The 23,712-nt window shown below is 68.9% G+C and carries 26 protein-coding genes and 1 pseudogene; 11 read left to right on the forward strand and 16 right to left on the reverse strand.

The genetic code is table 11. From position 1 onward, the window contains the following. Nucleotides 1-84: 84 nt before the first annotated feature. The 4 genes from M3330_RS04215 (at nucleotide 85) to M3330_RS04230 (ending at nucleotide 3,748) form a co-directional block, all read left to right on the forward strand. Nucleotides 85-2,127: an elongation factor G-like protein EF-G2 gene (locus tag M3330_RS04215; RefSeq protein ID WP_255027088.1), complete on the forward strand. Its 2,043-nt coding sequence runs from the start codon at nucleotides 85-87 to the stop codon at nucleotides 2,125-2,127. A 38-nt stretch (nucleotides 2,128-2,165) separates the two neighbouring features. Then, a complete protein-coding gene (locus M3330_RS04220) occupies nucleotides 2,166-2,939 on the forward strand; it encodes a PIG-L deacetylase family protein (protein WP_039587793.1) in 774 nt (257 codons plus the stop codon). 23 nt (nucleotides 2,940-2,962) lie between these two features. Continuing rightward, entirely contained in the window at nucleotides 2,963-3,424 is a 462-nt protein-coding gene (locus tag M3330_RS04225) for an SRPBCC family protein (RefSeq protein ID WP_039587779.1), read from the forward strand. Nucleotides 3,425-3,553: 129 nt separating this feature from the next. Further along, nucleotides 3,554-3,748, forward strand: a complete 195-nt coding sequence (locus tag M3330_RS04230) for a hypothetical protein (RefSeq protein ID WP_006552878.1) — start codon at nucleotides 3,554-3,556, stop codon at nucleotides 3,746-3,748. A 7-nt stretch (nucleotides 3,749-3,755) separates the two neighbouring features. Here the strand turns inward: M3330_RS04230 and M3330_RS04235 are convergent, their stop codons facing one another. Together M3330_RS04235 and M3330_RS04240 are read right to left on the reverse strand one after the other, a co-directional pair. Continuing rightward, on the reverse strand, nucleotides 3,756-4,886 hold the full coding sequence (locus M3330_RS04235; RefSeq protein WP_255028821.1) for an iron-containing alcohol dehydrogenase: 1,131 nt from the start codon (nucleotides 4,884-4,886) through the stop codon (nucleotides 3,756-3,758). A 116-nt stretch (nucleotides 4,887-5,002) separates the two neighbouring features. Further along, on the reverse strand, nucleotides 5,003-5,983 hold the full coding sequence (locus M3330_RS04240) for an ADP-ribosylglycohydrolase family protein (RefSeq protein WP_247848794.1): 981 nt from the start codon (nucleotides 5,981-5,983) through the stop codon (nucleotides 5,003-5,005). A gap of 61 nt (nucleotides 5,984-6,044) precedes the next feature. Here M3330_RS04240 and M3330_RS04245 point away from each other — a divergent pair, with 61 nt between their 5' ends. Next, nucleotides 6,045-6,710: an NUDIX domain-containing protein gene (locus M3330_RS04245; protein ID WP_024103645.1), complete on the forward strand. Its 666-nt coding sequence runs from the start codon at nucleotides 6,045-6,047 to the stop codon at nucleotides 6,708-6,710. Nucleotides 6,711-6,740: 30 nt separating this feature from the next. Here the strand turns inward: M3330_RS04245 and M3330_RS04250 are convergent, their stop codons facing one another. Next, nucleotides 6,741-7,649, reverse strand: coding sequence for a pseudouridine-5'-phosphate glycosidase (locus M3330_RS04250; protein ID WP_033098016.1), 909 nt, complete (start codon nucleotides 7,647-7,649; stop codon nucleotides 6,741-6,743). Nucleotides 7,650-7,669: 20 nt separating this feature from the next. Further along, nucleotides 7,670-8,230 (reverse strand): maleylpyruvate isomerase family mycothiol-dependent enzyme, encoded by a 561-nt coding sequence (locus M3330_RS04255; protein ID WP_255027089.1) that lies wholly within the window; start codon nucleotides 8,228-8,230, stop codon nucleotides 7,670-7,672. Between the two features lie 36 nt (nucleotides 8,231-8,266). On the opposite strand from M3330_RS04255, the gene M3330_RS04260 reads away from it, so the two are divergent. Then, nucleotides 8,267-9,139, forward strand: coding sequence for an AraC family transcriptional regulator (locus M3330_RS04260; protein ID WP_255027091.1), 873 nt, complete (start codon nucleotides 8,267-8,269; stop codon nucleotides 9,137-9,139). Between the two features lie 155 nt (nucleotides 9,140-9,294). Next, nucleotides 9,295-9,570, forward strand: coding sequence for a hypothetical protein (locus M3330_RS04265; protein ID WP_006552872.1), 276 nt, complete (start codon nucleotides 9,295-9,297; stop codon nucleotides 9,568-9,570). Between the two features lie 102 nt (nucleotides 9,571-9,672). Here M3330_RS04265 and M3330_RS04270 read toward each other — a convergent pair whose 3' ends face one another. Continuing rightward, nucleotides 9,673-10,452 carry a maleylpyruvate isomerase family mycothiol-dependent enzyme gene (locus M3330_RS04270; RefSeq protein WP_094980693.1) on the reverse strand — a complete coding sequence of 260 codons (780 nt, stop codon included), beginning with the start codon at nucleotides 10,450-10,452 and terminating at the stop codon, nucleotides 9,673-9,675. Nucleotides 10,453-10,518: 66 nt separating this feature from the next. On the opposite strand from M3330_RS04270, the gene M3330_RS04275 reads away from it, so the two are divergent. Beyond that, nucleotides 10,519-10,947 carry a PPOX class F420-dependent oxidoreductase gene (locus M3330_RS04275; RefSeq protein WP_033098018.1) on the forward strand — a complete coding sequence of 143 codons (429 nt, stop codon included), beginning with the start codon at nucleotides 10,519-10,521 and terminating at the stop codon, nucleotides 10,945-10,947. A gap of 78 nt (nucleotides 10,948-11,025) precedes the next feature. On the opposite strand, the gene M3330_RS04280 is transcribed toward M3330_RS04275, so the two are convergent. Further along, nucleotides 11,026-11,988 carry a nitroreductase family protein gene (locus M3330_RS04280; RefSeq protein ID WP_071936348.1) on the reverse strand — a complete coding sequence of 321 codons (963 nt, stop codon included), beginning with the start codon at nucleotides 11,986-11,988 and terminating at the stop codon, nucleotides 11,026-11,028. Between the two features lie 104 nt (nucleotides 11,989-12,092). Here M3330_RS04280 and M3330_RS04285 point away from each other — a divergent pair, with 104 nt between their 5' ends. Both M3330_RS04285 and M3330_RS04290 read left to right on the forward strand, forming a co-directional pair. Further along, nucleotides 12,093-12,290 carry a DUF4177 domain-containing protein gene (locus M3330_RS04285; protein WP_006552868.1) on the forward strand — a complete coding sequence of 66 codons (198 nt, stop codon included), beginning with the start codon at nucleotides 12,093-12,095 and terminating at the stop codon, nucleotides 12,288-12,290. Between the two features lie 90 nt (nucleotides 12,291-12,380). After that, nucleotides 12,381-13,985: an MFS transporter gene (locus M3330_RS04290; RefSeq protein WP_019288905.1), complete on the forward strand. Its 1,605-nt coding sequence runs from the start codon at nucleotides 12,381-12,383 to the stop codon at nucleotides 13,983-13,985. 64 nt (nucleotides 13,986-14,049) lie between these two features. Here M3330_RS04290 and M3330_RS04295 read toward each other — a convergent pair whose 3' ends face one another. Both M3330_RS04295 and M3330_RS04300 read right to left on the reverse strand, forming a co-directional pair. Then, the gene (locus M3330_RS04295; RefSeq protein ID WP_006552866.1) at nucleotides 14,050-14,532 is read right to left on the reverse strand and encodes a flavin reductase family protein; all 483 of its coding nucleotides are present in this window, start codon (nucleotides 14,530-14,532) and stop codon (nucleotides 14,050-14,052) included. After that, on the reverse strand, nucleotides 14,529-14,795 hold the full coding sequence (locus M3330_RS04300; RefSeq protein ID WP_019288904.1) for a hypothetical protein: 267 nt from the start codon (nucleotides 14,793-14,795) through the stop codon (nucleotides 14,529-14,531). The genes M3330_RS04295 and M3330_RS04300 overlap by 4 nt, the downstream gene beginning before the upstream one ends. Before the next feature lie 136 nt (nucleotides 14,796-14,931). Between M3330_RS04300 and M3330_RS04305 the strand changes: the two genes are divergently transcribed. Then, nucleotides 14,932-15,591 (forward strand): DedA family protein, encoded by a 660-nt coding sequence (locus M3330_RS04305; protein ID WP_230810661.1) that lies wholly within the window; start codon nucleotides 14,932-14,934, stop codon nucleotides 15,589-15,591. Between the two features lie 4 nt (nucleotides 15,592-15,595). On the opposite strand, the gene M3330_RS04310 is transcribed toward M3330_RS04305, so the two are convergent. From M3330_RS04310 to M3330_RS04345, 8 genes and pseudogenes are all read right to left on the reverse strand, one after another. Beyond that, on the reverse strand, nucleotides 15,596-16,393 hold the full coding sequence (locus M3330_RS04310) for an energy-coupling factor transporter transmembrane protein EcfT (protein WP_255027094.1): 798 nt from the start codon (nucleotides 16,391-16,393) through the stop codon (nucleotides 15,596-15,598). Then, entirely contained in the window at nucleotides 16,390-18,387 is a 1,998-nt protein-coding gene (locus M3330_RS04315) for a DUF2232 domain-containing protein (protein ID WP_247848791.1), read from the reverse strand. The genes M3330_RS04310 and M3330_RS04315 overlap by 4 nt, the downstream gene beginning before the upstream one ends. A gap of 49 nt (nucleotides 18,388-18,436) precedes the next feature. Continuing rightward, nucleotides 18,437-18,667: pseudogene (locus tag M3330_RS04320) on the reverse strand (DNA polymerase IV); the annotation flags it as partial. A gap of 159 nt (nucleotides 18,668-18,826) precedes the next feature. After that, nucleotides 18,827-19,627 (reverse strand): ABC transporter ATP-binding protein, encoded by an 801-nt coding sequence (locus M3330_RS04325; RefSeq protein WP_033098034.1) that lies wholly within the window; start codon nucleotides 19,625-19,627, stop codon nucleotides 18,827-18,829. Beyond that, nucleotides 19,624-20,676 (reverse strand): iron chelate uptake ABC transporter family permease subunit, encoded by a 1,053-nt coding sequence (locus M3330_RS04330; protein ID WP_255027098.1) that lies wholly within the window; start codon nucleotides 20,674-20,676, stop codon nucleotides 19,624-19,626. Before M3330_RS04330 ends, M3330_RS04325 begins: the two co-directional genes overlap by 4 nt. Then, nucleotides 20,673-21,716 (reverse strand): iron ABC transporter permease, encoded by a 1,044-nt coding sequence (locus M3330_RS04335; RefSeq protein ID WP_255027100.1) that lies wholly within the window; start codon nucleotides 21,714-21,716, stop codon nucleotides 20,673-20,675. Before M3330_RS04335 ends, M3330_RS04330 begins: the two co-directional genes overlap by 4 nt. Next, complete coding sequence (locus tag M3330_RS04340) at nucleotides 21,713-22,750, reverse strand: iron-siderophore ABC transporter substrate-binding protein (RefSeq protein ID WP_033098037.1); 1,038 nt, start codon at nucleotides 22,748-22,750, stop codon at nucleotides 21,713-21,715. Before M3330_RS04340 ends, M3330_RS04335 begins: the two co-directional genes overlap by 4 nt. Before the next feature lie 141 nt (nucleotides 22,751-22,891). After that, entirely contained in the window at nucleotides 22,892-23,677 is a 786-nt protein-coding gene (locus tag M3330_RS04345) for an AraC family transcriptional regulator (protein ID WP_255027102.1), read from the reverse strand. Nucleotides 23,678-23,712 lie beyond the last annotated feature (35 nt).

The following is a 23,712-nucleotide window of genomic DNA, read 5'->3' on the forward strand; positions in this document are numbered from 1 at the left end:
CCCCGAGCGCGTGTTGCGAACCTCCCCGGAGGCACCATCGGAATGCCTTAGACTGTGCTGCAGGTCACACGAGGGAGTAGCTCGATGCCCGATCGCTCCGCAGCACGCAGCCGGCAGGCACCGACCGCCGACAGTCCCGACCGGATCCGCAACGTTGCCCTGGTGGGGTGCAGCGGCTCCGGGAAAACCACCCTCACCGAATCCCTCGCCGTCGCAGCGGGCGCCGTCGGGCGCGCCGGGCGCGTGGCAGAGGGCACCACGGTGTCCGACTACGAGGGGATCGAGCAGCGCCACCGCAGGTCGGTGCAGCTGTCCGTCGTCCCCCTCGAATGGAACGACATCAAGATCAACCTGATCGACACGCCGGGACACCCCGACTTCGACGCCGAGGTCCGCGCAGCCCTGCACGCGGCCGACGCGGCGATCTTCGTCGTCTCCGCCACCGATCCCATCAGCGCAGCGACCCGCGCGCTCTGGCGCGAATGCGACGACGAGGCGATCCCCCGCGCGATCGTGGTGAACAAACTCGATGTCGCCCGGCACAGCTTCGACGACATGCTCACCGACTGTCACGTCGCCTTCGGATTGGGACCGGACACCCTGAGGGCCATGTTCTATCCCGTCTACGACGGCGACCGCCCGATCGGGTCGATGGGTCTGCTGACGGGCCGCAGCTACGGCGAACCCGGTCCGTGCCCGGTGTCCACCGAAGCGCGCGAGAGCCTCGTGGAGGCCATCTCCGGCCAGGACGACACGCTCATGGAGCGGTTCATCGCCGGCGAGCAACTCGACACGGCCTCCCTGCAGGAAGGACTCACCCGCGAGATCCTGGCGTGCACCCTGCACCCGGCCGTTCCCGCCGACGAGACGGGGATCGGTGCCGTCGAACTGCTCGAATTGATCACCACCGGATTCCCCGCACCGACGCAGCGCGGTCGTGGTGCACCGCCGTGCGATCCGGACGGTCCGCTCGCCGCGCAGGTCGTGCGCGTGGCCGGCGACTCCTATGTCGGGCGGATCAGCCTGGTGCGCGTGTACGCCGGCACGCTGCGACCCGACACGATCGTCGCACTGGCCGACGGCGACCGCGACAGCCGCGAACGCATTCCCGCCCTGACGAGCCCGTTCGGCAAGCAACAGCGCCCGGTCGGTGAAGCCGTGGCGGGAGACATCGCCTCCGTCGGGAAGCTCGCGACGGCACAACCCGGTGACGTCCTGTACGACCCCGACCATCCGGTCCCGCTCGACCGGTGGCCCACCCCGACTCCCCTGCTCCCCGTCGCGATCGAGGCACACACCCGCACCGACGACGACAAGCTGTCCCAGGCCCTGTCGCGCCTCGCCTCCGAGGATCCCGCGCTGCGCGTCGAGCAGAATCCCGAGACCCATCAGCTCGTGCTGTGGTGCACGGGTGAAGCGCACGCCGAACTGGTCCTCGAACGGTTGCGCACCCGGCACGGTGTCCAGGTCGACACGGTCGAGCATCGGGTGCCGCTCGAGGAGACCTTCGCCGGCCCCGCGAAAGGCCACGGCAGGCTCGTCAAACAATCCGGCGGGCACGGTCAGTACGCGGTCGTCGACGTCGAGGTCGAACCACTGCCGGTGGGCAGCGGGGTGGTGTTCGCCGAGAAGGTGGTGGGCGGTGCGGTTCCGCGCCAGTTCGTCCCGTCCGTGGAGAAGGGCGTGTACGCGCAGGCCGAGAAGGGCGTGACGACGGGATATCCGCTCGTCGACGTGCAAGTCACCCTGGTCGACGGCAAGGCCCACTCGGTGGATTCGTCCGACGCGGCCTTCCAGGCCGCCGCCGGGCTGGCCCTACGGGATGCGGCCTCACACAGCACCGTTCGCGTACTCGAACCGGTCGCCGCCGTGCGGGTGATCGTGCCGGAGGAGCATCTCGGCGCGGTCCTCGGCGATCTGTCGGCCCGGCGCGGACGGGTGCTCGGCACCGAATCCCCCGAGCCGGGTATCGCCCTGTTGCGCGCGGAGGTTCCCGAGCTCGAACTCGGCCGCTATCCGGTGGAACTGCGGGCCATCACGCAGGGCACCGCCGATTTCGCCCGCCAGTATCTGCGGCACGAACCGATGCCCGAGAATCTCGCGGCCCGCTACGGCGAGTCGGACTGACCGCTGCACCGCACGAGCAGCGTGTCAGCATGAACGCCATGAGCGTTCTGCTGTGCTTTCACGCACACCCCGACGACGAGGTGTTCCTCACCGGTGGCGTGATGCGCCGAGCCGCCGACGCCGGGCATCGCGTCGTCCTCGTCGTCGCCACCGACGGTGCCCGCGGCGAATATCCCGACGGGCTGCTCGCGCCCGGCGAATCCCTCGCCGCCCGCCGCACGAAGGAACTCGAGGAATCGGCCCGGGCGCTGGGTGCGGCGCGGGTGGTGCCCTTCGGATACGGCGATTCGGGGATGGCCGGCACCGCCGGCAACCACGACCCGAATGCCTTCACCAACGCCGATCCGAGCAAGGTGGGAGCCAGGCTGGCCGCCGTGATCGAGCAGGAACGCGCCGATGTCGTCACGATCTACGACGCGCACGGCGGCTACGGTCATCCCGATCACGTCCAGGTCCACCGGGCCGGGATCCATGCCGAACGGATCACCGGACACGACGCCGTCTACGAGGCATCGAGCAACCGGGACCACCTGATGCGGCTGCTCTCGGCGCTGCCGGACACCCCCGACGACGTGCGCCCACCGGACCTCGAGACGTTCGGCCTACCGGAATCGGAACTGACCACCGCGGTGGACGTGTCGACGGCGCTGGCCGCCAAACGCGCTGCCATGATCGGCTATGAGTCGCAGATCGGAGACTTCGGGCCGATGCTGAACATGCCCGAGGAACACCTGCGGGCCGCCTTCGGTGTCGAATGGTTCCGGCGCCGCGGTGTTCCGCCCGGGCTGCAGGAGACCGAGCTCCCGCTCTGACCCGAACGATCACGAGGAGAGAAGTGGAACAACGCATCGAGGTCTCGCGCAACATCGCCGCACCACCATCCGCGGTGTGGCGGGTGCTCACCGCGCTGGACGAGGCGCCCACCACCCTGCGTGCGGTGAAGGCCGTGGAACGACTGGACGGCACCGGCTACGAGGTGGGCACACGGTGGCGGGAGACCCGCGTGATGTTCGGGCAGTCGGCGACCGAGGAGATGCAGGTCGCCGAGGCGGATCCGGAGCGGCGCACCGTCGTCGTCGCCGAATCCCGCGGCGCCCGCTACCGGACCGTCTTCGATCTGACCCCCTCGGCGGGCGGCACGGATCTGTCCGTGGAGTTCTCCGGCGAGAGCGGACCCCTCGGCGCCTTCGCTCAGCTTGCGATGACCGTGTTCGCGCCGCTCGCGAAACGCGCGACCCGCAAGGCCCTCGAACAGGACCTCGCCGACATCGCCGCCGCAGCCGAGCGGGCGGGATGAGCTAGGCGGCGGGAACGGTCTCATCGAGCTTGCCGGTGGTGATCGGTGTGAGCAGAACCGTTGCCCGTTTGACCGTTCCGGCGCTCGGGTACCGCTCCCCTGCACCCTACGAACGAAGGACGGACGTCGATGGACAACGCCCCCAAGCACGGTTCGGGCCGCCCAGAGGACAACGACGACCTCACCGGGCAGAAGATCAAACATCTCGTCGACAAGCTCGAGCAGAAGGTCGAGAAGGAACGCGAGGAGGAGGGTGCGCCCGGCAACGTCGCGGACCGGGTGAGGACGGAGAAGGTCGAGCCCGACGATCAGGCTCCCGAATGAGTCGGCCTCAGGCGTAGATCCGCCCGTAGAGATCGCAGATCTCCTCGGCCGTCGGGATCCTCGGGTTGTTGTTCGGGGATCCCGACGCCAGCGCCTGCTCGGCCATGACCGGGAGCCTCTCGTCCCAGGTCTGCTTGTCGATGCCGTACGACTTCGGTGTCGGCACCTCCACGTCGCGGCACAGTTCCTTCAGCGCGACGACCAGGTCTGCGGCGGCGGTCGCATCCGAGGCGTCCGTCGAGGCCGCGCCGAGCGCGCGGGCGCAGTCGGCATAGCGGGACTCGGCGGCATCCACCGAGAACTCGGTGACCGCCGGGAACAGCATCGCGTTGGACAGTCCGTGCGCAACATGGAAGTGCGCCCCGATCGGACGGCTCATGCCGTGCACGAGCGCGACGCTGGAGTTGGAGAAGGCGATGCCCGCCTGCGTGGCGGCCAGCATCATCCGCTCGCGCGCCTCGGCGTCCTGCCCGTCCGCGTAGACGCGCCGCAGTACCTGTCCGATGGTGTCGATCGCGACGAGCGCGAGGCTGTCGGAGAACGGGTTCGCCTTCCTGCTGACATAGGCCTCGATGGCATGGGTGAGTGCATCCACGCCGGTGTCCGCCGTCAGGCGCGGGGGCATCGTCATGGTGAGCCGATAGTCGACGATCGCAGCGACCGGCAGGAAGGCCTGGCCCGTGCACAGCATCTTCTCGTCGGACTCGCTGTCGCTGATGATCGTGAACTGGGTTGCCTCCGAGCCGCTTCCCGCCGTGGTCGGCACGGCGATCACCGGTAGCGCCGGGCCGATGTTGTCGCGCGGCACCTTGTAGTCGCGCATGTGACCGCCCTTCCGGGCGAGCAGGCCGAGGGCCTTGGCCGTGTCCATCGGGCTTCCTCCACCGAGCCCGATCACACAGTCGGCGTCGTGCTCGGCGACCGCTGCGGCACCCGCGTCGAGCGAGGCGGTGGTGGGGTCGGGCACGGTCTCGGCGAAGACGGCCGGCCGCAGTCCGGCGGCCTCGAGCTGCGCGACCATCCGATCCACCGCACCGGTGCCGACCAGGAATTTGTCGGTCACCACCAGGGGCCGGGCGAGTCCGAGTCCGGCGACTACCTCACCGATCTCCTCGACGGCGCCCCCGCCGACGCGCATGATGCGTGGAAGTGCGATGGAAGCCACGTGCGATCCCTCCTCGAGTATCCGTCGGACGGGTCGTGTCTACCGCATCACAACCGCGAGTGGAGACATCCGGCGGATCTCGGGGAGTCTCAGCTCCGGACGATCCGTAGGACGTTCCCGCCTGCCCCGGAGCCCTTCCGCGCGGTGAGCAGCCCGAGGCGCTCGAGGTCGTCCGCGCGGTAACCGGGCCATCCGTGCAGCATGCGACGCCACCGTTCCGGCACTGCGGACGCACCCCACCGGGCGCCGAGCAGTCCGCCCGCGATGGCCGCGACCGTGTCGGTGTCGTTGCCTGCGCGCACGGCCAGTTCGAGCGCCTCCGGCAGGTGTCCGGGGCCGTCGGTGCGGGCGTGTGTGATCGCCCACCACGCCGCCTGCAGGGCGTGGACGACCCAGCCGTTGTTGTCGAACACGCGCGGACTCGGCGCGGTCTCCGCCTCGTCCAGCAGCGCCGTCCACCGCTGTGCGGCGGGCTGGGACAGGCAGGACAGGGCGACCCGCACCCCGTCGAAGGTGCCGTGGAGGACGGCGTGACGGATCGCGAACGACCACAGTCGGCATGCCTCGGATGCCTGCTCGTCCGCGTGGGTGAGGCTGCTGATCGCATGCGCCGTGGACAGGCACCGCTCGGCGTCGTCGAGGTAGGCGAGCCCGACGGGTGCGGTGCGCATGAGCGATCCGTTGCCACCGGTGCGTCCGGGGAGGCTGCGGGCGCGCGCCGTCATGGTGACGGCGGTGGGGCCCGCCTCGCGCAGGACGGCACGCGTCTGGTTGCCGATGTCCTTGGGGTTCGTGGCGTACCAGCGGAGGAACTGCGCCGCGACCGCGTCGAGTCCGGCGCCCTCACCGATGTCGACGCCGGTCGCCGAGACCTCGGCGATCGCGAGGGCCATGGAGGTGTCGTCGGTCCACTCACCGGGCGCGAACGGCCCGAGTCCGCCGCCGATCATGTCGATGGGCGTGGTGTCCGTCGGATACGTGAATTCGTATCCGGCCCCGAGTGCGTCGCCTGCTGCGGTGGCGAGCAGGACTCCGGCTGCCCGGTCGTTCTGTGCTGCGGTTGTTTCCATGAACCCCTCTATTCGATCAAGTCTGCGCTAACGTTAGCGCATCAATGATTGAATGTCCATCATGGGCACACCGACCGACTCGACCGGCAGGTCGCTCACCGACTACCCGCGCCCCTCGGTGGCCGTGGACGTCGCCGTCCTCACCATCGACGAAGTACTGAAGGTACTGGTCGTCGAACGTCCCGACGGCACCTTCGCCCTGCCGGGCACCTTCCTGCACCCCGGTGAGCGACTCGCCGAGGCCGCCGAACGCGCCCTGCGCGACAAGGCCGGACTCACGGGTGTCGACTTCCACCAGCTGGCCATGCTCGACGATCCCGAGCGCGACGACCGCGGGTGGGTGCTGTCGATGGCCCACGGCGCCGCGGTGCCGGTCGCCGAGATCCCCGCCGAGGCGTATCTCGTGCCGACCACCGAGACCTCCGACCTCGCCTTCGACCATGCCGAGATCGTCGACCTGGCCGTCGCCGACCTGCGACGCCGGTACTCCGCCGAGGTCGACCCCGGCAACTTCCTCGGCGAGCAGTTCACCGTGCTCGACCTGCGACTGCTGTACGAGACCGTCTATGCCCGCAGCTATCCCAAGGACACCTTCCGCCGGCACCTGCTGCACGGCCTCGAACCCACCGGCGAACTGCACAGGGAGGGCACGGGCCGGCCCGCCGAGATCTACCGCCGGCGCGGCACTCCCCTGCCGTCGTCCACCGCCGCCTTCCTCCTGCAGTGAGAAATCAGGCCGTCGGCCTGCAACGAAGAATCAGGACGCCAGCGCGTGCGCGATCTCCGCGGCGACCGCGACGTTCCCGCGATAGACCGCGACATTCGTCTCGAGCGAGTGCCCCTCGGTGGCCCGGTGCATGTGTTCGAGCAGGAACGGGGTGATCGCCTTGCCGCGTGTCCCGGCCTCGGCTGCGGCGTGTTCGGCCTCGGCGAGCACGCGATCGTGCAGTTCCGGATCGATCTGAGCCTCGGCCGCCACCGGATTCCCGACGAGCACCGCCGCCCGCAGACCCAGCCCGTCCCGCGCCCGCGCCACCGCCGCGGCCTGCTCCGCCGACTCCACCTCGTCGACATCGCAGCCGCTGTCGCGCACATAGAAGCCGGGAAAACGCGTGGTCCGATAGCCGACCACGACCACCCCGAGCGTCTCGAGCCGTTCGAGTGTGGCAGGGATGTCGAGGACGGATTTGACGCCGCCGCTCACCACGAGGATCGGAAGTGTCGCCAGCGCAACGAGATCCGCGCTCTCGTCGAAGGTCGACGAAGCCCCCCGATGCACGCCGCCCAGGCCGCCGGTGGCGAATACGTCGATCCCGGCGCGATGCGCGAGCAGCGCCGTCGCCGACACCGTGGTCCCCCCGTGCAATCCCTTCGCCGCCGCGACCGGCAGGTCGCGGATACCGAGCTTGACGACCGGGACGTCCTCGGCACCGAGCATGCGGATCTGCTGTTCCGACAAACCGACCGTCGGCGTGCCGTCGACAACCCCGATGGTCGCGGGCAGCACCCCGGAATCGCGCAGACGTTTCTCGGCCTCGAGGGCGACCTCGACGTTGCGTGGCCGGGTGAGGCCGTGTGTGAAGATAGTCGATTCGAGCGCCACGACCGGCCGTCCGGCCGCGATCGCTTCGCGCACGTAGTCCGCGACGCGGATCGTTTCGCTCATACGACCGACGATAACGCGGCCTAACCGATCGACGCGGCCGTGCGACGTCCCATCTTCGCGAGGATCCGGGCCGTGCGGTCTGCGTCCTCGGAAACCGGCACCGCCGGAGCACAGACACCGTCCATGTAGAGCGCGTCGCCGAAACTGTCGGCGCCGGCCTCCATCCGGTCGAGTTCGGCGTCCGAGAAGGTCACATCGACCCCCGCGCTGCGTGCGATGTCCCAGCGATGCACGAGCATGTCCCAGAGGTAGAACTGTTCGAAGGTCGCACCCACCGTGGTCGGCCCGAAGTATCCGTCGTATGTCGTCGAGACGAACGAGTCGTCCGCGAGGATCTCGGCGATCCGTGCCGTGTGCGTCCTCCACGCCTCGACAGGACGGTCGGTCTCGGGCCGCTCCCCCATCTCGACGCCGCGTCCGGCGAAGAAGTCCCGCTGCGTGTCGATGACGTGGGCCAGGACGTCGCGCGCCGTCCACCCCTCACACGGCGACTGCGCATCCCAGTCGGTGCCGCGGAGCGACGAGATCACGTCGGTGAGCGGCTTGTCGGCCTCTGCGTGTCGCAGTGCTGTTGTATTCATGACTCGATACTGACGACCGGCGAGCGTGAGGTATTGATGAAACCCGACGGCGGCGACCCCCTCGGCGGTCACGACGACACCGACCGTGTCGGCGGTCGCGACGACATCGAACGTGCCCACCTGAAGGATCCGCACGACGCCTCGCACACCATCCACCGTTATCCCGCCGCTTCCGACCTCACGGATCTGATGCAGCGGTACTGGATTCCCGTGTGGTCGGTGCCGGCCGGGCGGGAGGCACCCCAGCGGGTGCTGCGCTATCCGGTCTGCCAACTGGTGGTTGCGCACGATTACGCGCGCTTCTACGGTGTCGAACACGGACTGTCCACGGTCACCCTCACCGGCGAGGGCTGGGCGGTCGGGTCCATGCTCAGCCCGGCGGCCGGGGCACTGATCACGGGCACCTCGCTCGCGGCGTTCACCGACCGGGCCGTCGACCTCACCGATGTCCTCGGCGATGCCGGCGCGCGTCTGATCACGCGGGTTCGGGAGGCGATGGCACACGGCCCGGACTCTCGCGAGTCGCACCGCGCCGCGACGGAGGCGTTCGACGACGTGCTGCGCACCCATCTGCCGATCGATGAGGAGGGGCGACTGGTCAACCGGGTGGTGGCGTTCGTCGAGGAGAACTCCGACGTCCTGCGGGTCGAGCAGGTGCGCGCGGAGTTCGGTCTCGGCGAGCGCGCGCTGCAACGCCTCGTCCAGCGACGGATCGGGCTGACCCCGAAGTGGCTGATCCAGCGGCGGCGACTGCAGGAGGCCGCCGGTCGCCTGCGCGAGAAGCCCGGTTCGTTGTCGGAGGTCGCCGCGGTCCTCGGTTACGCCGACCAGCCGCATTTCGTACGTGATTTCGCGAGGGTCATGGGCATGACGCCGGGCGCGTTCGCGGCTCGCTACGGCGGTGGATGATCGCCCTTGTCCGACAGGTCCGTCGGATTCGGGCGGGTGTACCACATAGTGGAAGGTCCTAAACCTGCGACGCTTCTCGATCAGGTGAATGTAACGAAGCGCACAGTGAAGACGACCTACCTGTCGAAGCACGAGAAGGAACGAAGGGGTTCACCGTGGGACACGACCGCCTACTTTTCATCGGACGTCCGGATGCGGACGAGGTCGCACACTGGAGCACTCTGCGCGAGCTCGCTCCTCAGCGAGGATGGAAGCCCACCCGGACGTTCGAGCCCGGCGAAGTCGCCTGGGCCGTCGCCGCCGGTAGCGCCTTCGAGCAGTCCGGACCGATCGCCGAGGTGATCCATTCGCTGCAGGAAGCTCATATTCCCTGCACCAGCGCACTCGACGCGATCCGCCACGCGTACTCGGCCTCGCGCCTGTCGGTCTAGTTCATAGGTGGGGGCCGCGTCTCGCCGTCGCGGTGCGACTACTCGGGCCCGTCGCGGTGCGACCACTCGGGCCCGTCGCGGTGCGGCCACCCGCTGTGCGTTCTATCCGAAGGGACTGACGTCGAGCCAGGACGCCAGGAACCCGGAGTCGCCGAAGACCTCCACGTCGGCTGCGCCCACAGCGCGCCGACGATAGAGCACCAACAGCAGTTCCGTCAGCGGGCCGCGTACCGCCACGGCACTCTTCTCGTGGGCATGCCGCCACGCGAAGTCCTCGCCGGACAGGTCCACGACCCATTCCGCCGACGTGTCCGTCGCGTGGAAATGCAGCGTCCGGTCGGGTCCGTGCAACGCGCGGTGCCGTTCGACATCGAGTCGTGGCCAGGTGACGACCGCCAGGTCGAGCCATTCGTCCACGCAGTCCACCGCAAGATCGTGGGCCGGCTCGAAGTCCGCTCCCAGTGCGAGTGCAGCGTCGGCGCGATGCACCACGGTCTCGTGGGCGAAGCGTCGGGCGAAGAACTCCGGGGTCTTCTTGCCACCCGGGATCGGTGTCCACACCCGCATGTTCGGACCGACCTCCCGCAACGCGGCCCCGAATTCGCGCGCTCCTTCCCGTAACCACGGAATCAGCTCGTCCGGATCCTCGTCGACGTAGTCCGCCAACTCCCGCATCGCGCGGTCGGTGCGCGGCATCGACCCTTCACCGCGGACCGCCTCGCTCGCCCAGCGGTGGCCGTAGCCGATGTGTCGGGCGAGCTGACCGAGGTTCCATCCCGGGCACGACGGCACCGGTGTGGTCATGTCCTGCCCGGCCAGTGAGTCCACCAGCAGTTCCGTCTGTTCGACGATCTCTCCGCAGTAACGCGCGTAGTCCAGCATGCCTACCCTTCGTACTCGGCCCGATACCCGCCCCGATTCTGCACGGTCGGCCGTAGGCTGGGCGCCATGCCGGCCGACGAGAGCGCACTCGAAGCCCTGTTCCCTCCCACCGGTGTCGCTGTGCTCGCGACGATCAAGCGCGACGGGCGACCCCAGTTGTCGAACGTCACCTACCGGTACGAGCCCGCGACCCGCACGTTCTCCGTCTCCATCACCGACGACCGGGCAAAGACCCGGAACGTGCGCCGCGACCCGCGTGTGAGCCTGTTCGTCGACTCCGACGACAAGTGGTCCTACGCCGTCGCGGAGGGCGAGGCCGAGCTGACGCCGGTGGCCGCGGACCCCCACGACGACACCGTCGAGCAGCTCGTCGAGTTGTATCGAGCGGTGCAGGGCGAGCATCCGGACTGGGACGACTTCCGGGCCGCGATGGTCGCCGATCGCAGGTTGCTGCTGCGTGTACGGGTCTCCCGCTTCTACGGCGCCGCCCGCTGATCCGGGCTTTTGTTGTCCTCGAACTATTCTGGTGGTTTCGACGTCGCTGAGCTCGGTCGGGAACACCGAAGTTCGGGATCAGGATTGCTTGCGGAACAGAATCGCGGAAGTCGGACGGCGCGGCGTCGCCGCATCCGGACCCGGTCCCGCGCGTACACCGACCCGGATCATCACTTGCGGCACGCCCTCGATGCGGGCCGTTTCCCGCAGGAACGCACGTGAGGATTCGGATTCCGTCAGGTGCGTGACGGAGCAGGTGGCCAGTCCACGGGCGGTGCACGCGAGGAGCACGGCCGATAGGGCTTCACCGCTCCGCAGCCAGTCGAGCCGCGTGTCCGTCGTGGTCGACAGGAGAAGTATCGCGGCTCGGTCCTCCGTCTCTGCCGACTCGCCGGTCGCGTTGCCGGGAGGGAACTCCCGCTCCGTCGCTACCGTGCGCCGTCCCGGTGGGAGTGCGTCCGGAGGTATTCCGTCCGGGTGCATCCCGTGCCCGGCCCACCAGGAAAGTTCCGTCTGGTAGGCCGCATCGGAGCGACGCTCACCGCCGATGCGACGGGACAACTCTTCCAGTGCAGGTCGCTCGTGTTCGGCGATGGCACTCAGGCGGACACCCGCGGGCTCGGCGAACATCTGCAGAGCGCTCTCGGTCCGAGCCCACTCCTGCGGAGCCCCCATCGGTAACCGCTCGGTACGTCGGCGGCCGATCGCCTCTGCCATCCGGAGGTCGGTGTCGGTCACCGCGTCAACTCGGCGGAAGCGCAGCGTCGCGAGACAACGACGATTCGTCGCGTCCGGCATCCGTTCGACCACCGTGGCCCAGCGCCGGGCGGTGAGCGCCACCCGCAGATGGTGCAGCACCGCTCCACAGGACAACACCATCTGACGACCGGACGGATCGGTGGCCGGAAGGATGCGATCACTGTCGCTGAACAGCGCAAGCTCGTCCGCGTCCAGAGTCCACCGCCACGGCTGGCTGTTGTGAAGCGACGGCGCTCGACCCGCGAGCGCAACTGCCGACTCGAGAGTCCGACGGTCCGGCATCGTCTCCACTGCTGCCTCCGGGTTCCGAAAACGTCACCTTCCAGTGTCACGTACAGCCGTCGGATTTCGACGAGATTCTCGCGGGACGACCGTAAGCTGAACGGGTGTACTCGTACAAGGTGATCGAGATCCGCGAGGGCATGCTCGGCGGGAAGATGTCCGGCGGCAAGCTCGAGAAGATCCTCAACGATCATGCCCGAGATGGGTGGCGCCTGAAGGCGATCACCTCCGCCGACATCAAGGGACGGATCGGTCCCGGTGGCGTCGAGGGAATGCTCGTGACGTTCGAACGCGAAGAATAGAAGTCATGTCGCAGCGGATGCCGGTGCCCACCGGTAGCGGCAGTAGCTCCTGTCGGCCGTTGCCGGCGACCTGAGCCGAAGGACGGACAGGTGTCGTCGCAGCCGGAGGTCCGCTCGGGTTCGACACTGGTACTCGCAGTGCTGGCGTCGGGCCAGTTCCTGATGACGCTCGACAGCTCGGTGATGAACGTGTCGATGGCGACCGTCGCGCAGGACGTCGGCACCACGATCACCGGCATCCAGACCGCGATCACCCTCTACACCCTCGTGATGGCATCCTTGATGATCACCGGCGGGAAGGTCGGCACGATCCTCGGTCGACGTCGCGCGTTCGGTGTCGGACTGGTCATCTACGGCATCGGCTCGTTCACCACCGGACTCGCCCCGAACCTCGCGGTCCTACTGGTGGGCTGGTCGTTGCTCGAAGGCATCGGCGCGGCCCTGATCATGCCCGCGATCGTCTCGCTCGTCGCGGCCAACTTCGCTCCCGAGCGACGTTCCGCAGCGTACGGTCTGGTCGCGGCGGCCGGTGCATCGGCCGTGGCCGTGGGTCCGTTGCTGGGCGGGGCCGTCACGACGTTCGCGTCGTGGCGTTACGTCTTCTTCGGCGAGGTCGTCCTGGTGGTGCTGATCCTGCTGGTGCTGCGCCGTATCGAGGACGTTCCCCCTCACCGCGTCCACCTCGACCTCGTGGGATCCGCACTGTCCGTACTCGGTCTGGGATCCGTCGTCTACGGCGTCCTGCGTTCGAGCGAATGGGGCTGGGTGCGGGCCGAGCCGGGCGCACCCGCCGTACTGGGTCTGTCCCCGGTCATCTGGCTTCTCGTCGCGGGCTCGCTGGTGCTCTATGCATTCATGCGGTGGCAGAGCGCTCTCGTCAGCAAGGGTCGCGACCCGCTGATCGATCCGGGGCTGTTCGCCAACCGACAGCTCGTCGGTGGTCTGACGATGTTCTTCGCACAGTTCGCGGTGCAGGCCGGAGTCTTCTTCTCCGTCCCTCTCTTCCTGTCGGTCGTACTCGAACTCAGCGCAGTCCAGACAGGTGTGCGGATCCTGCCGTTGTCGATCGCGCTGGTGCTGGCCGCAACGGTGATCCCGAAAGTGCGACCCCACGCCGATCCCCGACGCGTGGTGCGTATGGGTCTGGGTTCGATGATCCTGGGGATCCTGATCCTCGTTGCCGGTATGGACCCGGGTGCCGATGCGGCCGTGGTGTCGATACCGATGTTGTTGATGGGTCTCGGCCTGGGAGCGTTGGCGTCCCAGCTCGGCGCGATCACGGTCTCGTCGGTACCGGATTCCCAGAGCGCCGAAGTCGGCGGTGTGCAGAACACCGCAACGAATCTCGGGGCGTCGCTGGGCACCGCACTGATCGGATCGATCCTGATCGCCACCCTCACCACATCGGTCGTTGCCGGAATCGAGGACAACTCCGACATCCCGCCGTCGGTGCAGCAGCAGGCGACGACCGAGCTGGCCTCCGGTGTGCCGTTCCTGTCCACGACCCAATTGCGGGCCGGGCTCGACGAGGCGGGTGTCGACCCGTCCACAACGGAAGCACTCGTCGCGGTCAACGCCGACGCTCGACTCGAAGGGCTACGCGCCGCGTTCGCTGTGACAGCGCTCCTCGCGATCGCGGCGCTGTTCGGAACCGGACGGCTGCCGCGACGATCGGTCGGAACACCACCGCCCTAGAGAACTTCGGTGGTTCCACCCGCGCTGAACGGGGGTGGAACCACCGAAATCGATCGTATGCAGGTCAGGACGCGAGCAGTCGACGGAACGAACTGCGGTGGAACACGATGGGTTCGACATCGGCGTCGGTGAGCAGTTCGTTGATGCGCAGTACGACGATCGCGTGGTCGCCCGCCGGAACCTCCTGCTGCACAGTCACGTCCATGCGCACGCTCGTGCCCGAGACGAACAGCGCGCCGCCTTCGCGGCTCTCGATGTCGATCCCGGCGAAGCGATCGCCGTTCTTCGCGGCGAGCACCCGCGCGGCACCGTCGTGCTCCTCGCTCAGCACGCTGATGCCGAGATGCGGGAGCGACGCCAGACGCGGCCATGTGGTCGAGGTGTTCTGTACGCAGAACGAGACGAGCGGCGGATCGAGCGACACCGGCACGAAAGTGCTCGCCGCCATCCCGATCCGCTCTCCGTCCATCTCCGCGCAGATCGCGACGACGCCCGAGGGGACGTGCGCGAATGCCTGGCGCAGAGACGGTCCGTCGAGAGTGGTCATGAGGCGGCCTCGTTTCGAAGTGCGGCGGACAGCACCGACGACCAGCGTTCGGCGTAGTCCGCAATACGGATCTCGGTTGTGTAGGTCGAATCGTGAAGATACAGGCCGGGGGCCGGGCATAGCGCCCCAGTTCTACCACCGAGTGTGATCACATCCACAACGTGATCGGGCTCTCGTCCGGTGAGGGCCGTGGCGAGGCGGGCTCCGGCGTCGAGGGTGCGGGACGCGAGCTTCGGGTTGCCCGCGACGACAACGATCGTCACTGGAGATCACCTTCCGGATCGGCCCTCGGGGTGGAGAGCGACATTCGCCGCCATCCTTCTCGCCGATCGAGCAGACCGGAACTGTTTCGATCCGTACGAGCGGAAACCTCGACGACCCCTCGGTAGGGTCGGGTGGATGAGTGTCGCGGATTCACAGTCAGCCCCCACGGACGGTCTCGCAGGATGGGCGCTCGAGTTGATGGATCGCCTCGGCGGTGTCGGCGCCGGCATCGCGATCGCTCTCGAGAACTTCTTTCCGCCGCTTCCCAGCGAGGTCATCCTGCCGCTCGCCGGGTTCGCCGCGAGCCTGGGCAGTTTCACCCTGTTCGGTGCGCTGTTCTGGACGACCCTCGGTTCCGTGGTCGGCGCTCTCGGTCTCTATTCGATCGGCCGTTGGGTGGGTGAGGACAGGATTCGCGCGGTCGTGCGGAAGCTTCCACTCGTCGATGTCGAGGACCTCGACCGTTCGACCGCCTGGTTCCAGCGGCACGGACGCAAGGCCGTCTTCTTCGGCCGGATGGTGCCCGTCTTCCGGAGCCTCATCTCCATCCCCGCCGGTGTCACACGGATGCCGATCTGGCAGTTCCTCGCGTTCACCACCGCGGGCAGCCTCATCTGGAACTCGATCTTCGTGCTGGCCGGTTATCAGCTCGGCGAGAACTGGAGCGCCGTCGAACCGTACGCCTCGGCGCTGCAGTACGTCGTGATCGCCGTCGTCGTGGCGGTGATCGGCTACGGGATCGTCCGGCGCATCCGCTCGCGTTCGAAGGACACCGCTTCGCACAACCGCAACTGACGGGTCAACCCCACACGGTGATCGCCGTGCACGCGCCCGCCACGACCAGCACCGTCAGGACGTCCCCGAGCCGCAGTCGCAGCGGCCGGCGGGTCGCCGATCGAGGACCCCGGCGGGTCGCCGATCGTGGTCCCCGTACCGCCAGCGCGTCGCCGAGATCGCGGACCTGGCGCATGGATACCGACACCACCGCGCCGACGGAGTCGGCCACCTCCTGCCACCATCCCGCCGGAGTGCGGATGCCGGGCCGGCCGCGGACCTTGCGCGCGGCGAACAGCACCCGCATCTCGGCGCGAACGGTCGGCAGCATCCGCAGCGCCAGCGCGCACACCGTCACCCATTCGTCGACGGGTAGCCGTAACAGTCGCAGCGGGGCGAACAACACGGGCAGGGCGTCGACGAGGTCGGACAGTCGCGTCGTCCACCCGACCAGCGACGCAAGGACCAGCAAACCCACGCCGAGCAGCATCGTCCGGACGTAGGCGGTGAGCCCGCCACCCGCTGCGTTGAGGACCAGGCCGACGGCGAGGACCGCGAACACCCACCACGGAATCGTCGGGACCACCCCGCGCGGGATCCGTGCGACGAGCACACCTACGACCAGCACGCTGAGCAGGATGCCGAGTCCGGTCCAGCTCGGAGCGAAGCTCGCCGCCACCGACAGCGCCGCTGCCGACAGGACCTTCGTGCCGGCCCACACCCGGTGCAGGGGTGTCTCCCGAGGCACGGGCCGCAGCAGGATGATCGGGCGCCGCTGGCGTGTGCGCGTGCGTGTGCGTGTGCGTGTGCGTGTGCGACTCATGCGATCACCGCTCCCGTCTGCTCCACGATGCGTCCGTCCTCGAGTACCACGGTGCGTGAACACACCTCTTCCATTCCGTGCAGGTCGTGGGAGATGACGACGACGGTGACGTGCTCGACCGCGCGTAGATGGGCGAGGATCGACACGACCTCGCGGCGGCCCTGCAGGTCCAGTCCGGCCAGCGGTTCGTCGAGCACGAGCACCCGCGGGGTGCGGGCGAGTTGGGCGGCGATCGCGACCCGCCGCATCTCGCCTCCGCTGAGCCGGTCGATCGGCCGGTCGATCAGTTCGGGACGCAGACCCACCCGGTGCAGGACGGCGGCGACGTAGCCGCGGTCGGTGTGCGGAAGCCCGGCCACCTCGGAGATCTCCTGGGCCACGGTCGGTCGTTGCAATTGCAGCCGTGCCTGCTGGAAGACCATGCCCACTTCTCCGTGCAGATCGGCCGTCGGGGTGTCGTGCAGCACGGCCGTTCCGCGCGTGGGGCGCATCAGTCCGGCGACGATCCACGCGAGCGTGGACTTGCCCGAACCGTTCTCCCCGACGACCAGTACCCCTTCACCGCGGCAGATCGTCAGCGACACGTCGCGCAGCGCGGTGTGTGCCCAAGGTGTGCCGGCCGCGTAGATGTGCGTGACGTCGCGCAGTTCGAGGATCGGCTGCGGGAAGGACGGGACGGTAGCAGGCACCGGCGCCGGGGGTGGCGGCGCCGCGACCCGCGGGACGATCCGGCCGTCGGCGATGTGCACGATCCGGTCGGCGGCGCGGGCCTCGTCGTCGAGGTGGGTGACGAGCACGACCGCGGTGCCCTCCCGCGCGGCGTCGGCGAGCAGGCGGATCAGGTCCGCGCGGCTGTCGGCGTCGACCATCGCGGTGATCTCGTCGGCGATGAGCAGTGCGGGTCGCCGGGCGAGTGCGCCCGCCAGTGCCAGTCGCTGCAGTTGCCCGCCGGACAGATCTTCCGTGGCGCGGTCCGCCATCCCGGCCAGGCCGACGCGGGCGAGCAGATCGTCGACGTCGACGTCGTCGATCCCCCACCGCAGGTCCTCGGCGACCGTGCGACCGAGCACCTGGCTCTCGGGATGTTGCAGGATCATCGCGGTGCCACCGGGGCGTCCCGGCCCGACGGGTCCGGGCCGGTCGACCAGGCCGACGGTCGGCTCGAGTCCCGCGAGCAGCCGCACGAGTGTCGACTTGCCCGAGCCGTTGCCGCCGACGATCGCGACGAACTCCCCCGGGTCGATCGTGAGGTCGATGTCCGACAGGGCGTCGCGGTCGGTTCCCGGATACCGGTAGCCGGCCAGACGCAGTGCGACGGGCAGCGGAGCCGGGTCGGCCGTGGGGTCCTGCTCGGGCCAGTCGACCGATCGGGTCGCCCACGTACTGCGCAGGGCGACCACCCGGAAGATCCCGAAGCACAGCAGTGCGGTGCCCACGGTCCCGATGAGCACTGCGCCACCGATCCACACCCACCACAGCCGCACCATGATCTCGAGGGTCCGGTCCCAGGTGTCGACGAACTGCTCACCCGCACCTGCGGCTTCGAACGCACGGAGCGTGCCGCGCATCGAGGCTTCCAGTGCCTCGAGCAGCAGGATCCGGGTCCGGTCGAACAACAGCAGCAGACCGCACGCGACCGCCGCGAGCAGCAGCCCGGCCGGGACGGATCCAGCCAGCACCGCGAGCACCGCCGCGTGACCCCACCGACGGTGCGCGAACCCGACGAGGGTTCCGATACCGGACAGGACGACGACCGCGGCGACGGCGAACGGCCCACCGGCCACGAGCGCAACGACCCCGGCGGCGACCGTCGCAGCGACGATCGCGCGCAGGCGGCCGGTGGCGGCGAGGAAGGCGACGGGGAGCGCGACGAGCACCTGGGCGACTCCGACGGGTATCAGTCCCGCGACGACCGACAGCACAGCCGTCAACGTCCCGAAGACCGCCGCTGCGGCGGCCTCCGGTGGTCGTAGAGGTCCCCGTGTCCTGGTCACCGATCGCACCGGGTCCAGTCTGCCAGCCGCTAGTGCGACCGCACGTTCCCGCGTCGGGGATCTTGCGCACGGCGACCCGCAGTGGCATCCCCGATCCCACCCCGTGCTCGCGCGCCTCGTAGGAGGCGGTGGAGACCACTCCGCGCGCGGTGGGATCGCCGCGACCGCCGACCACCACCGGCCGGCCCGCCAATTCCGGATTGCGCAGAACCTCGACCGCGGCGATGAACTGGTCGAGGTCGACGTGAAGGACCCACTGGTCGATGCCGGGCGTGCCCATGCCGACAACCGTAGGACGCTCGCCACGGGTGCGGGCCCGGATTCCGGGTGAGCGGTGCGGATCGACCGAACAGTCCTTGCCTCGAGCATTCGCTACCGCTCTTGCCGTCCGCTATGGCAACTGCCGTAGCGGATGACCATTCCTGTAGCGGATGGACGATCACATGATGTGGTGCCGACCCACCGGCAGCACCAGCGGCTTGCCGGAGACCGGATCGGAGATCACGCGACTGTCCAGACCGAAGACCGCCTTCACGGTCTCCCCGGTGAGCACCTCGGAGGGATCCCCCGACGCATAGATGCTGCCGTCGGCCATCGCGACGAGGTGGTCGGCGTACCGCGCGGCGAGGTTGAGGTCGTGCAGGACCATGACGATGGTCGTCCCGCGGTCGCGGTTGAGGTCGGTGAGCAGGTCGAGCACCTCCACCTGGTGGCTGACGTCGAGGAAGGTGGTGGGTTCGTCGAGTAGCAGCAGGTCGGTCTGCTGCGCGAGCACCATCGCGATCCACACGCGCTGCCGCTGACCGCCCGACAGTTCGTCCACGGAACGCTCGGCGAGTTCGGTGGTGTGGGTGGCGGCGAGCGCATCGGCCACTGCCGCGTCGTCCTCCCGGCTCCAGCGCGAGAGCACCCGCTGGTGCGGATGCCGGCCGCGGCCCACCAGATCGGCGACGACGATGCCCTCGGGGGCGATCGGCGACTGCGGCAGCAGCCCGAGCGTGCGGGCGAGCTTCTTGGCGGGCAAGCGGTGGACGTCCTTGCCGTCGAGCAGGACGTGGCCGCCGCGCGGCGACAATAATCGCGACATCGACCGCAGCAGCGTCGATTTCCCGCACGCGTTGGCACCGACGATGCACGTGATCCGCCCCGGCGGCACCTGCAGGTCGAGGTTCTCGACGACGGTGCGGTTGCCGTAGCCGAGTTCGAGGTTCTCGGCGATCAGGGCGTGCGTTGCGGTCACAGCGAGCCTCCTGCGCGGTTGGAGCGAATGATGAGGTAGACGAGATAGGGCGCGCCGAGCGCACCCGTCACCACCCCCACCGGGTAGCGCGTGCCGAAGGCGTATTGGCCGACGAAATCCGCGACCAGCACGAGCAGCGCCCCGACGAGTGCCGCCGGGACGAACAGCGACGTGCCCCGCCCCACGATCCGCGCGGCGATCGGGCCGGACAGGAAGGCGACGAATGCGATGGGTCCGGCCGCGGCGGTCGCGAACGCGATGAGTCCGACCGCGGAGACGATCGCGAACACGCGTGTGCGTTCGACCCGCACGCCGAGTGCCTGCGCGGCATCGTCGCCGAGCTGGACCATCGACAGGTTGCGTGTCTGCACGAGCAGCACGGGCCCGAGCACCAGGAGGGCGGCGACGACGGGCACCGTCGCACCCCACGTCGCACCGTTGAGGCTGCCGGTGAGCCAGCGCATCGTCTCCTGCAGATCCCAGGTCGCCGCGGTGCTCAGCAGGTAGGAGGTGACGCTGTCGAGCATGGCGGCGATACCGATGCCGATGAGGATCAGGCGTGTGCCCGCCACCCCGCCGCGATAGGACAGGCCGTAGATCAGGAGAGCCACGGCGAGACCGGCGACGATCGCGACGACCGACACCCCGGTGCCACCGAGTCCGAGCACGATGATGGCGAAGGCCGCCGCGGCACCGGCCCCGGAGCTGATGCCGATGATGTCGGGGCTCGCGAGCGGGTTGCGCAGCATCGTCTGGAAGGTGATGCCACCGAGGCCGAAGCAGATTCCGGCGACCACCGCGAGGACCGCGCGGGGAAGTCTCAGGCGGCCGACGGTGAAGTTCGCGCCGGCCACGTCCTGTCCGAGGACGACGCGCAGCACGTCCGCGGGCGGATAGAACGTCTTGCCGAACATCAGATTCGCGGCGAAGGCTGCGGCCACGAGAGTCGTGAGCACGGCGATGACGAGGTGTCGACGCCGTCCGCGCCGCACTCTGCTCGCGGCGAGTTCGTCGATGTCGGGTTCGGTGGTCTCGAGTGTGATTGTCACAGTTCGCGCAGCTTCTGCCGTCGGACGATGTATACGAAGAAGGGCGCTCCGATGAGCGCGGTGATGATGCCGACGTCGATCTCGGCGGGTCGCGCCACGATGCGGCCCACGACGTCGGCGGCGGTCAGCAGTCCCGCTCCCACGAGAGCGGAGAAGGGCAGCAGCCATCGGTTGTCGATGCCGATGAGCAACCGGCACAGGTGCGGCACGACGAGGCCGACGAATGCGATGGGACCGGCGATGGCGGTCGCCGCCCCGCACAACAGCACCGCACCGAGCGCGGCGGTGCCCCGGACGAGAGCGACACGCTCCCCGAGTCCGGCGGCCATGTCGTCACCGAGCGCGAGCGAATTGAGGCTGCGCGCCGACAGCAGGCAGATGGCGAAGCCGACGCCGAAGAACGGCAGCGCCTGGGAGATGGCGTCGTAGTTCGCTCCGCCCACACCGCCGATCTGCCACGACCGCACGCTGCCGGCGATGTCGCCGCGCGGCAGGATCACGGCGGTGACGAACGATGCGAGCGCCGCCGAGGTGGCGGCACCGGCGAGAGCGAGTTTGAGGGGTGTCGCTCCCCCGCGCCCGAGCGACCCGATCGTGTAGACGAACACCGCAGCAGCGGCGGCACCGATGATCGCGACCCAGATCATCGAGGTCTGCGTCCACAGTCCGAACCACGCCATGCCGATCACGACGGCGAGCGAGGCGCCCATGTTGACGCCGAGAATGCCCGGGTCCGCCAAGGGATTACGGGTCACCCCCTGCATCACGGCACCGGCGAGACCGAGCGCCGCGCCGACCAGCAGCGCGAGCACCGTGCGCGGGATGCGTTTGGCGATCGCGCCCTGACCGATGTTGTCGGTGGCGCCGCCGAGGGCCGCGACGATGTCGGCCCAGTCGACGTTGCGCGAACCGATCGTGATCGATGCGATCACCAACAGGACGAGCACACCGAGCAGAACGAGAAGCCAGACGGAATTGCCGATGGCCGAGCGCCCCTTCTCGGAGGCGCTCGGCATCGACTCGTCGTGTAGTGCGGTCACTCCGCGTTCGTCTTGGCAGCTGCGTCGGAGAGCAGCTGGACGTAGTCGGACAGAACCCAGGAGATCGCCAGCGGCGTCGGGTTCGCTGCGGTGCCGAGCGGGCCGGAGCCGTCGAGGAAGACGATCGAGCCGTTGCGGACGGCGGGCATCTGCGACAGCAGCGGGTCGGCCTCGAGCGCGTCGACGAGTTCCTGGTCGCCGTAGGTGACGATGATCTGCACGTCGTCGAAGACGTCGACCTGCTCGGCGCTGACCTTCTTGGAGAAGGCGTCGTCGGTGGAGGCGTCCGCGACGCTCTTCGGGGTGGCCAGTCCGAGGTCCTCGAAGAAGGCGGCGCGGGTGTCGTTGGCGGTGTAGAAGCTGACCTGGCTCAGGTCGGCGGTGTCGACGTGGGTGAGGAACATCGTCGCCTTGCCCTCGAGTTCGGGGTGGGCGGCGGCCGCGTCGGCGATCTCCTGTTCGAGGCTCGCGACGAGCTCCTCGCCCTCCTCGGCCATGCCCAGGCCGGCGCTGTTGAGCTCGATCATGTCGCGCCACGAGGTGGCCCAGGGAGCCTCCGGGTACGCGACGACGGGAGCGATCTCGCTGAGGGTCTCGTAGTCCTCCTGCGTCAGACCGGAGTAGGCGGCGAGGATGACGTCGGGGTTCGTGTCGGACACGGCCTCGAAGTCGATGCCGTCGGTCTCGTCGAACAGCACGGGGGTCTCGGCGCCGAGTTCCTCGAGACGTTCCTCGACCCACGGCAGCATGCCGTTGCCGTCGTCGTCACCGAAGTTGGCGGCCGCCATACCCACGGGTACGACGCCGAGCGCGAGCGGCACCTCGTGGTTGGCCCAGTTGACCGTGGCGACGCGTTCGGGTTTCTCGTCGAGGGTGACGGTGCCGAGCGCGTGCTCGATGGTGATCGGGTACTCGCCCGAACCGGCGGAGCCGGAGTCGGCGGTGTCCGAGGAGTCGGAGGATCCACAGGCGGTGAGACCGACGGCGACCGCGACGGATGCGGCGGCGATCGTCAGGAGGCGCTTCGAACGCATGGAGGCAGAACTCACTCTCGTACGGGGTGGGGACTCGGCCTTACCACCGGCGGCAGTTAGGCGAGGTTTGCCTAAACCGTAATGTTCGCCCGGATCCGACGCAATCGCTCGATCGGGACATCCCCTGTAGCGATCGGGACATCAGCCCACCCGGAACATTCCCGGTGTCGTGCCGGTGACCCTGCGGAAGGCCGCGCCGAACGCGCTCGCCGATCGGTAGCCCACCTGTTCGGCGACGTCGTCGACATCCGTGCCGTGGCCGAGCAGCATCACCGCTCGCTGCGCACGGACCGCCGCGACCCAGCGTCCGAGACTCAGGCCGGTCTCCGACCGGAAGGTGCGGGTGATGGTGCGGGTGCTCACCCCGAGTTCGGCCGCCCAATCCGAGAGCGTCCGCGGATCGCTCGGGTCCTCGGCGATCGCCTCGACGATCGGTCGCACGACCGTCGACGACGGCACCTGCACCATCAGTTCGTGCTCGGCGGGGGTGAGCACGTCGAGCACCATGCGCTCGGTCAACGACCGCGACTCGTCGCCGAGACGATCGTCCGCCAGCCGGTCGAGCAGCAGTCGCAGCAGGGGTGCCATCTCCACCGCGACCGGACCGTCGGACAGCGAGGGAGCGGAGTCGATCCCGAAATGCGCGGTGCGGTACCAGGTTCCGGCGGGCATGACACCCCAGTGCAGCAGGCCCGCCGGAATCCACAGTCCCATCGTCGAGGTGATGGTCCATGTGCGCGACCCGATGGTCGCGCTGGACGCACCCCGGTCGTTCCACAGCAACTCGTGCGTCGGGTGCGAATGCGGCTCGAAGCGGGTCTCGCGGGAGACGAGTTCGTCCATGCCTGCGATGACGAACAGCACGTCGATCTCGCCGGCCTCGTAGACCGGCAACGTCCTGCTCTCCGCCGCCTCGACACTCTTCACTCGGCCTCCTCCGCTGCACGACGACGACAATCCTC

Origin of the sequence: Rhodococcus sp. GA1, assembly GCF_024321955.1 — a bacterium.
GTDB lineage: Bacteria > Actinomycetota > Actinomycetes > Mycobacteriales > Mycobacteriaceae > Rhodococcus > Rhodococcus pyridinivorans.